Source organism: Nostoc sp. (assembly GCF_036919555.1).
Taxonomy (GTDB): Bacteria; Cyanobacteriota; Cyanobacteriia; order Cyanobacteriales; family Nostocaceae; genus Nostoc.
In genome coordinates this window covers 21,286-27,902 of record NZ_JBALCS010000059.1, presented here as the reverse complement: position 1 = coordinate 27,902, position 6,617 = coordinate 21,286, and the positions used below count along the sequence as shown (strand labels likewise).

Annotated in this window: 6 protein-coding genes; 2 read left to right on the top strand and 4 right to left on the bottom strand. The window is 45.0% G+C overall.

What is annotated here, in order from left to right; translation table 11 throughout:
* Positions 1–276: 276 nt before the first annotated feature.
* Positions 277–849: a Uma2 family endonuclease gene (locus V7K36_RS17710; protein ID WP_335117822.1), complete on the top strand. Its 573-nt coding sequence runs from the start codon at positions 277–279 to the stop codon at positions 847–849.
* A gap of 99 nt (positions 850–948) precedes the next feature.
* On the opposite strand, the gene V7K36_RS17705 is transcribed toward V7K36_RS17710, so the two are convergent.
* The 4 genes from V7K36_RS17705 to V7K36_RS17690 form a co-directional block, all read right to left on the bottom strand.
* Entirely contained in the window at positions 949–3,318 is a 2,370-nt protein-coding gene (locus V7K36_RS17705; RefSeq protein ID WP_335117820.1) for a putative Ig domain-containing protein, read from the bottom strand.
* 57 nt (positions 3,319–3,375) lie between these two features.
* Positions 3,376–3,861 carry a DUF4347 domain-containing protein gene (locus V7K36_RS17700; RefSeq protein ID WP_334833192.1) on the bottom strand — a complete coding sequence of 162 codons (486 nt, stop codon included), beginning with the start codon at positions 3,859–3,861 and terminating at the stop codon, positions 3,376–3,378.
* A gap of 591 nt (positions 3,862–4,452) precedes the next feature.
* Positions 4,453–5,559 carry a peptidylprolyl isomerase gene (locus tag V7K36_RS17695; RefSeq protein ID WP_334833194.1) on the bottom strand — a complete coding sequence of 369 codons (1,107 nt, stop codon included), beginning with the start codon at positions 5,557–5,559 and terminating at the stop codon, positions 4,453–4,455.
* Between the two features lie 277 nt (positions 5,560–5,836).
* Positions 5,837–5,995, bottom strand: a complete 159-nt coding sequence (locus tag V7K36_RS17690; protein ID WP_335117818.1) for a hypothetical protein — start codon at positions 5,993–5,995, stop codon at positions 5,837–5,839.
* 14 nt (positions 5,996–6,009) lie between these two features.
* Here V7K36_RS17690 and efp point away from each other — a divergent pair, with 14 nt between their 5' ends.
* Positions 6,010–6,567 (top strand): elongation factor P, encoded by a 558-nt coding sequence (efp, locus tag V7K36_RS17685; protein WP_334833198.1) that lies wholly within the window; start codon positions 6,010–6,012, stop codon positions 6,565–6,567.
* The last annotated feature ends 50 nt before the right edge of the window (positions 6,568–6,617 follow it).

Genomic DNA, 6,617 nt, shown 5'->3' with positions numbered 1-6,617 from the left:
TGGGCATTGGGCATTGGGCATTGGGCATTGGGCATTGGGCATTGGGCATTGGGCATTGGGCATTGGGCATTGGGCATTGGGCATTGGGCATTGGGGAAGAATTCTTATAACTCCTAACTCCTAACTCCTAACTCCCCACTCAGCACTCAAAACTCAAAACTCAGCACTGATGAGGGGCATTGGGCATTTCTCCCCCTGCTCCTTTATCTCTCATTTCCTGTACTCATCCCTCGCTTTACGAATTAAGATATGGGTATTGTTTAGGAGACAGTTGGGATGGTCAGTACACCAGTAACCAGCATCACCTTTGAGGAGTACTTAACTTATGATAATGGCAGTGATTTCCATTATGAACTGGTGGATGGCAAGCTAGAGCTAATGAATCCACCTACTATTCAACATTTCCTGATTGTCGATTTTTTGGATACTGCCTTGAAAGCAGAAATCAAACATTGTAACTCTACTTGGCTATGTTTTCGGGAAAGTGGGGTGAGAACGGGTAGAAATAAATCTAGGTTGACTGATCTGTGTGTAGTGACACTGGAGCAAGCCAGAGAATTGTTAAATGCCTCAGCAGTATTTCAGTCACCCCCGTTACTAATTGTCGAGGTGGTCAGTCCAGAGTCGGTGAAACGGGACTATCGCCATAAGCGATCTGAATATGCGGCCTTAGAGGTTGCTGAATATTGGATTGTAGACCCACTGGAAGCAAAGATTTCAGTGTTACTACTGGAAGATGGATTTTATGAAGAAACAGTTTTTACAGCGACTGGGCAAATTGACTCACGGACTTTTCCCGAATTAGCGATCGCAGTTGATCAGGTGTTCACCGCCGGGAATCTGAGTTAGGAGTGGGTTTTGAGTATACTTTACAACTTTTCAAACAACCTCATCCTTGTTGCGGGATAGGGTTGTTAAACTTTATGCAAAGATTACCAGCGATTAATACTATGCAGCATTCACACTCAAATTCACCTGCACAATAACATCGTTGTAATCTTTATCACCACCATTTGGTAAATCCTCAAAACCAAAGGTGTTATTCCCTAATAGGCGAATGTGATCTACTTTATCTGAGCTAGCGCCCAAGAATGGGAAGTAAACCTTCCGATTGCTATTGGCATTGCTATGGAGAATGGCATCGGCTCTAGGATTAACAATAATAAATGGCGCAAAGATAGAACCGGGCTGGAAAGTTCCTGTGTAATTTGCTGTACCTTGGTTATTCACTGTCAAGTCAATGCCTGCAACACGCCCATGCAGGGCGGCTTGGCTGTAACCAGCCTGTCCAACGAGAATATCTGCTTTACCATCGCCGTTGGTGTCAATGCCACCATTCTCATCAGCCACCTGATAAAAGCCCACATAGTTGTTGTAAGATGCTTCTCTGTGAACTGTAAAGTTAGCTGTTACCGATTGTGTCACACTCCGTAAATCAATCAGTTCCCCTTGATATTTTTTGCCTTGCAGACCTGTACCCAAAGTTGCTTGTTTTTCTGTTGCCTGAATATTCACAATCAAATTCTGGAAGTTGAAAGAAAACCCTCCATCTTCTACGTTGTTATTTGTAGCAGAGGAAAAAAGGACATTTGAGGGGGAGGTTTTTCCAGACAGCACGGACTGAGTAGTACTGTTGGATACCAGATAGAATCGGAGTTTGGTATCAGAGTCAAATTCTAAGATGTTTGTCAGGTCGCCGGGATTAAAACCATTGGGCAGATTGGCAAGGGCAGAGAAAATCACCTTGGAGCGCAAAAGAGCCGCTTGGGTATAGCCCTCTGCACCAGGGGCTATGCCCTTAATCCTACCTTGTTCATCGTCAACGAAAAATACACCGAGTTCATTTACCTCTTTGGAGGTACTGGTTTTAATCTTAATTGAGAGTTTTCCTTTATTACCTTTAATCTTATACTTAGTCTTGACACTAAAGATATCGCCTGTAATTTTTGTTAGTAGAGTAGTCTCGTCAGCGATCGCAAGTTTAAACACATCACTGACTTTATCTCCAGCAACATCCTTAGCGGTAACTTTGATGTTTAGACTACCGACGTCCCCATTTGCGGGAGTACCATTGAACCTACTGGTAGTAGTATTGAAGGTCAACCAAGTGGGTAGAGGGCTATCGTTGTCCAGAGTTACAGTGTAGGTAAGGGTATCTCCAGCATCTGGATCGCTGAAGGTGTTAGCTGGTACGGTGAAGTTGAAGACACTATCTTGGCTGGCTTCTTGATTAAGTATTTCATTTGCCACCACTGGAACTTGGTTGACCAAGTAACGCGCTATAGCAAAGTCATTATCTGTCCCGTTATAGCTACCTCCCGCCACAAGAATCTTGCCGTCAGGTTGCACTTTGATACTGTAGCCAGAGTCATTATTGCTGCCAAAGTCGGTTGTTACCTTGCCAGTAGTGTTGAAGCTGCTGTCGGGAGTGCCATTGCTGTTGTAACGTACTATGGCAAAGTCATAATTTGTGCCGTTATCGCTTTCTCCCGCCACGAGAATCTTGCCGTCAGGTTGCACGGTGATACTGTAGCTGGAGTCATTATTGCTGGCAAAGTCGGTTGTTACCTTCCCAGTAGTATTAAAGCTGGTGTCGAGACTGCCATTGCTGTTGTAACGCACTATGGCAAAGTCATTATTTATGCCGTTATAGCTACTTCCCGCCACAAGAATCTTGCCGTCAGGTTGCACGGTGATACTGAAGCCAAAATCATTATTACTGCCAAAGTCGGTTGTTACCTTGCCAGTAATGTTGAAGCTGGTGTCGAGTGTGCCATTGCTGTTGTAACGCGCTATGGCAAAGTCATTATTTATGCCGTTATAGCTACCTCCCGCCACGAGAATCTTGCCGTCAGGTTGCACGGTGATAGTGTTGCCATAGTCATTATCACTGGCAAAGTCGGTTATTACCTTGCCAGTAATGTTGAAGCTGCTGTCGAGTGTGCCATTGCTGTTGTAACGCGCTATGGCAAAATCATTATTTATGCCGTTATAGCTACCTCTCGCCACGAGAATCTTGCCGTCAGGTTGGACGGTGATACTGGAGCCATAGTCATTATTACTGGCAAAGTCGGTTGTTACCTTGCCAGTAGTGTTGAAGCTGGTGTCGAGTGTGCCATTGCTGTTGTAACGCACTATGGCAAAGTCACTATTTGTCCCGTTATCGCTAGTTCCCGCCAGGAGAATTTTGCCGTCAGGTTGCACGGTAATACTGTTGCCATAGTCATTATTACTGGCAAAGTCGGTTGTTACCTTGCCAGTAGTGTTGAAGCTGGTGTCAAGCACTACTACACCTAGTACTGAAGCGTAAGCTGCCATTACTTCTGGCTGAAACGCCAGAGTCGGAACAATTGCCCCTGTAGAAACCTCCAGTTCCTAGTCACCACCTAATGCAGTGCTCCCCGTTAAGTCATCAGATGCCGCTACTACTGCACCTGTCAATTCACTCAGGCGTTGTAAAAATGCTTTACCTTCCTCTGTTTGTCCTATTTTGCAACCATACAAGAGCAGTTGTGTATCTGCACTCAAAACATTTGCCCAGTCCATGAGTTGCCAAGCATAACGGTCGAGAGTTTCGTAGCTGAGTTGACTGTTGCCCAGATAGACTTGCCCTGGTGCGCCGTGAGAAACAATGTGTAGGCTGTTGATTACCCCATGAGTTGCCAGCACTTGGCTAATTTGTTCAATGCCATTTTGGTCAGCATCTAAGACGATAACAGTCGTATTGGGCAATACACCTGCTACCAGACTTTGGTAGTTCTCAACCTGTGAGTCGATGAAAACTAGGCGAGTAGCAGGTATTTGCTCATGCAAGTTTTGAGTTGGCTCTTTTGCGATCGCGCTCAGGATGGTGTCTGACATAATTACTCTTATTAATTAATAGTTTTTTCTTTGCAGCTGTTGCGTGCTATATCCTGGAAATCACGTAAAAACAGGATTTTTTTGGCATAGCAGAGGAGTCAACCATTAAACGTATATAAAAAACTAATACTTAACTTCAGTAAATTCACTGTTTTAATATAGATTCGACAAAATTTATCTGAAAGACTTGCCTGTTCTACGTCCTGTGATTTTTTAACCTCGTCGAACTGATGTTAAAAAGCTTGTTTTTCGTTGTACCTTTCTCTCCTACGAGGCTACGGTTTACACACAAGTTTCTCTTGACGCAATTTACGGTTTATCGAATAGCAAAAGAAACCTCACCCTGGTTTTGCTACGCAGAACCAGGGTGAGGTTTTTGTTTTGGGTAATTCGATGACTGACAGCAGATTGCAACTTAGTACCGATTATTGTAGGGGCAGAACATTGTTGTGCCCCTACCTGTGTACTTCATTTACCTGAAAAACGCTGTATGTGTAGACGCTAGCCCTTGTAGGGGAGGGGTTGGGGATTAGGTTTGAGAGCAAGTTGCACACAGCCTGAGTTAGTAATTGTTCTCCCCCTACTCTCTTCTTATGCTGCTTGCGGCTGAACCAGATTTTCTATTCCCTGAACCACAGTTGCCGATTCAATTTTGTCACCCGCCTTCAGTTTATCCAAAACTTCTTTGCCTTCGGTGAGATAGCCAAAAACGGCATAACGACCATCCAATAGGTTGCGTCCGGCGGGAGTGAGTTCTGGTTCAAACAAAAAGAAGAAAAATTGTGATGAACCACCATTGACTTCACTTTCGGGACGAGCCATCACCACTGCACCAAAGGCAGAGAAAGGCAGAACTGGCATATCAACGTAACGACCGGCTTCTTCGAGAGTAATCCCATAGGTAGGTGCTTTATCACCCTGAACGAGGACTTCTAAGGGAATGGCGCGATATTTGCCCGTTGTTGGGTCAATGAAACCCACGTCTTTGCCAGCAGGATCTCCAGTTTGCAGAAAGTAAGATTCTTCAGAACGGGTAAATTCTAAGCCATTATAAAAACCCCTCTGTACCAAATCTACAAAATTACCAGCAGTGATAGGGGCGCTGTAACCGTCTACTACAAGGGTCAAATCGCCTTTATTAGTTTTGAATTCTACAGTGGCACGACCTTTAAGTTGCGGCAGATTACTGTACTCAGTAGGCACCTCAAAGGGGAATTGTTTCACCATTGACTCTTCTAGCTGAGTGACGAGATTCAGCAGTTTAGCTCTATCTTGCAGAATTTGTTCTTTATCTTTACTGTCCGCCAATTCTTGCAGTTTACCCACCCCAGATTTCAACTCGGTAATCCAAGCTTCGGCTTGGGGTTGGCGTTCTTCGGGAACGCTTGTTAAGATTTGGGAGGGTTTATCGAGAATGCGGGATGCTTTGCTGATGTCTTTGGAAATAGCACCCCACCGCCGATTCGCCCGCAGTTGGGCAGAGATGTCCTCTAAACTGGCTTGTAGTTGCCGCACGGGTTTGTTATCTATCGGGAGTGCATACCGCAACAGAGCCTTACCGTCGGTAATTGCATTGCCAGCTGGCAGCGCGGCACTACTAGAGGGAGTCCACCCAGATGTAGTTATGCCTAAAAATATTGTTACCAGCAGTATTGCCATTAGGCTGTTCTTCAGCCACGATTTTAATAAGTCAAGCATGGGATAACTCAAATGCAGCATTGAATTGTTGACTGGACGTAACCCATCAATAATCTTCCCACAGTATGAGTGCTGAGTGGAGAGTGGGGGGATGAGGAAGCAGGGAGAGACAAGGGGGACAAGGAGATTAACAATTCAAAATTCAAAATTCAAAATTCAAAACAATTTCAGACGAAGAGGAGTGCGGTCTTGGGGTCTCCCCAAGAGGAGCAACTCCGGGGGATTTAAACCCCGACTGAAACTGGGGCTACCTTTATGGTTGGGGTCTTAAACCCTTTTATTTACGATAACCAATGCCCAATGCCCAATGCCCCATGCCCAATGCCCCATGCCCAATGCCCAATGCCCCATGCCCAATGCCCAATGCCCAATGCCAAATGACTAAATAGCTAATTACTCCCCTTGAAGGGTACAATAAATGCCGATTGTCTTCCAAAATTTGAAAGTTTCATGATCTCCAGTAACGATTTTCGACCTGGTGTTTCAATTGTCTTAGACGGGACTGTATGGCGAGTGATCGAATTCCTCCACGTTAAGCCAGGCAAAGGTTCCGCCTTTGTCAGAACCAAACTGAGAAATGTCCAAAGTGGGAGCGTGATTGAAAAAACGTTCCGAGCAGGGGAAACGCTCCCGCAAGCCACCTTAGAAAAAAGCACGATGCAACACACCTATAAAGAGGGCGATGAGTTCGTCTTTATGGATATGGAAACATACGAAGAAGGCAGATTGACCCGCGCACAAATTGGCGATCGCGTCAAATATCTCAAGGAAGGTATGGAAGCGGAAGTTATCCGGTGGGGCGAACAGGTGCTAGGAGTAGAATTGCCTAAGTCTGTGATTCTGGAAGTTGTACAAACCGATCCGGGTATAAAAGGTGACACTGCTACAGGTGGTTCCAAACCAGCAACTGTGGAAACAGGTGCAATTGTGATGGTTCCTTTGTTTATCACTCAAGGAGAACGCATCCGAATTGATACTCAGGAAGATAAATATCTCAGCAGGGAATAACTTTCATCTCCACTGAGATGTTTGTCCACCGATTTAAATCCCTACATAGG

What these genes read in the sequence shown, in the direction of transcription:
- V7K36_RS17700 (WP_334833192.1), bottom strand. Translation starts at nt 3,861, where the DNA reads ATGTCAGACACCATCCTGAGCGCGATCGCAAAAGAGCCAACTCAAAAC.
- V7K36_RS17710 (WP_335117822.1), top strand. Translation starts at nt 277, where the DNA reads ATGGTCAGTACACCAGTAACCAGCATCACCTTTGAGGAGTACTTAACT.
- efp (WP_334833198.1), top strand. Translation starts at nt 6,010, where the DNA reads ATGATCTCCAGTAACGATTTTCGACCTGGTGTTTCAATTGTCTTAGAC.
- V7K36_RS17705 (WP_335117820.1), bottom strand. Translation starts at nt 3,318, where the DNA reads ATGGCAGCTTACGCTTCAGTACTAGGTGTAGTAGTGCTTGACACCAGC.
- V7K36_RS17695 (WP_334833194.1), bottom strand. Translation starts at nt 5,559, where the DNA reads ATGCTTGACTTATTAAAATCGTGGCTGAAGAACAGCCTAATGGCAATA.